Here is a 2,195-nt window from a genome sequence, read left to right as displayed (position 1 = left end):
CTCAAGAGCGCTTCGGCCACCGACTCCTCGGTCAGCACCCGCACCACCCCGGCGCGGGACAGGATCGACTCCCGGCGGGCAAACGGCTGGTCCACCCCCACCGGCACGTACACACCCCCCGCGGCCAGCACCCCCAGCACCGCGACCACCTGATCCACACCCTTGGGAACCACCACCCCCACCGCATCCCCCGGCACCACACCCCAGCCGCGTAACAACCCCGCGACCCCCAACGCCCGATCCGCCAGCTCCCCGTACGTGACCGTGACGGCGTCGGAGATCAGCGCGGGCAGGTGCGGCTCGCTGAAGGCGCGGGTGAAGAACGCGCCGTGCAGGGTGCCGTCCGGCACGGGACCCTCGGTGTCGTTGGCGCGCCGGCGGACGAGCTCCTGCTCCACCGGCAGGCCGACGGGGGCCGGGGCCGACCAGTCGCCCTCCGACAGCCACCGCAGCAGGCTCAGATGCGTGTCGAACATCGCGTCCAGCACGCCCGGCGCGAACAGCTCCTCCACCGCGTCCCAGCGGACGAGCAGCTCGCCGTCGACCTCCGCCACCTGGTAGTCCAGCCAGACCTGCGGGGTCTGCGACACCCCCCAGACCTGCTCGGCGAAGGAGGGCCCGAGCCCGCCGCCGTCGGCGACGCCCAGCATGCTGGTGAACACCACGGGCATGGTCATCTCGATCGAGTCGGCCCGCCTGGCCAGCTCGCGCATCACCCACACGGCCGAGACCTCGCCGTGCTCCAGGCCCCGCCAGACCTCCTCCTGCAGCCGGCGCGCGCCCTCCAGCCAGCCGGATCCCGACCGGTAGCCGACGAGCATCAGCGAGGTGAAGTCGCCCAGGACGCGGTGGATGTCGGGGTGCACCTCGCGCCGGTCGAACAGCGTGAGGTTGAGCGTCAGCTCCGGCTGGGCGCTCCAGGCGGAGAGGATCTCGCCGAAGGCGGCCGCCAGCACCGTGGAGGCGGTCAGGTCGTGCTTCCTGGCCAGCTCGGAGACGCGGCTCCAGCGTTCGGCGTCCATCCTGACCTCGCGGCGGACGAACCTGGGCCGGTCGATCATGGCCGGGTCGACGCGCAGCGGCAGCCGTGGCGCGGGCGGCAGTTCGGGCAGGCGGCGACCCCAGTACTCCTTGGCCGCTTCGAAGACCGCGCGATCGGGGGTGAGCCCGAGCACGTAGTCGCGGAACGACACCTCCAGCGGCGGGAGCACGGTGGCGGGGTCGTGGTAGAGCAGGTCGAGTTCGGCGAAGAAGACCATCGTGCTCAACGCGTCGATGACGATGTTGTCGAAGCCGACCCCCAGCCGGACGCGGCCTTCGTGTCTCGCGGCCCGCGCGTCGAACAGCGGCCAGGTGGCCGGGTCGAACACCTGGTGTGACATCTGCTCGCGCAACTGCTCGGCACTGTCGACCATCGCGATCGTGAAGTGCGGCACCTCGGGCAGGATGCGCTGGAACCCTCCCTCGTCGAAGACGGCGCGGAGCATCTCGTGCCGCTCGATCAGCAGGTTCCACGCGGTCTGCAGCCGGTCGAGGTCGATGTCGCCGTCGAACTCGGTGTAGAAGTGGCAGCCGACGCCACCGAGCGTGAAGTGCTCGGCGCGGCCGAGCCAGTAGGCGCGCTGCACCTCTGTGGGCGGGAACGGATCGTGGCGGTGTTCGAGGTCGGCGCCCAGCACCTTGGCGGGCACGAGCGTCTCGTCCAGGGTGAGGGTCGCGGCGAAGTCGGCGAGCACCGGCGAGTCGAACAGCAGGGTCAGCCTGGCGTCGGTGACGCCCGCCGACCGCAGCCGCGCGATCATACGGGTAGCGAGCAGCGAGTCGCCGCCGAGGGCGAAGAAGTTGTCCGCGCGGTGCACCCCGGGAAGGTCGAGCAGTCCGGCCCAGATCTCGGCGAGCAGGATCTCGGCCGCCCCCGCGGGTGCCTCCCCCGCCTCGATCACCGACGTGTCCTCCGCGAGGGAGACGAGGGCGGATCTGCTGACCTTTCCGTTGGGGGTGAGGGGAAGCTCGTCCAGGGGGGTGATGGTCGGGGGGATGGCGTGGGTGGGGAGGCGGTCGGCGAGGAAGGTGCGGATCTGCTCGGGGTCGATACCGGCCGGGGTGACGAACGCGGCCAGGCGGCGCTGGCGGCGCTCGCCCACCGCGACCACCACCGCGCGACTCACCGCGGGGAAGGCTTCCAGTGCGGCCTC

General features: G+C 71.7%; 1 protein-coding gene. It reads right to left on the bottom strand.

Features of this window, described 5'->3' with window-relative positions; translation table 11 throughout:
• Positions 1-2,168 (bottom strand): condensation domain-containing protein (locus AB0G15_RS43410; protein ID WP_362851576.1); only part of this gene is annotated, 2,168 nt, incomplete at its 3' end.
• Positions 2,169-2,195 lie beyond the last annotated feature (27 nt).

This window comes from Streptosporangium sp. NPDC023825 (assembly GCF_040639575.1).
In the GTDB taxonomy this organism is placed as follows: Bacteria; Actinomycetota; Actinomycetes; order Streptosporangiales; family Streptosporangiaceae; genus Streptosporangium.
This window is presented reverse-complemented; position numbering and strand designations above follow the sequence as displayed.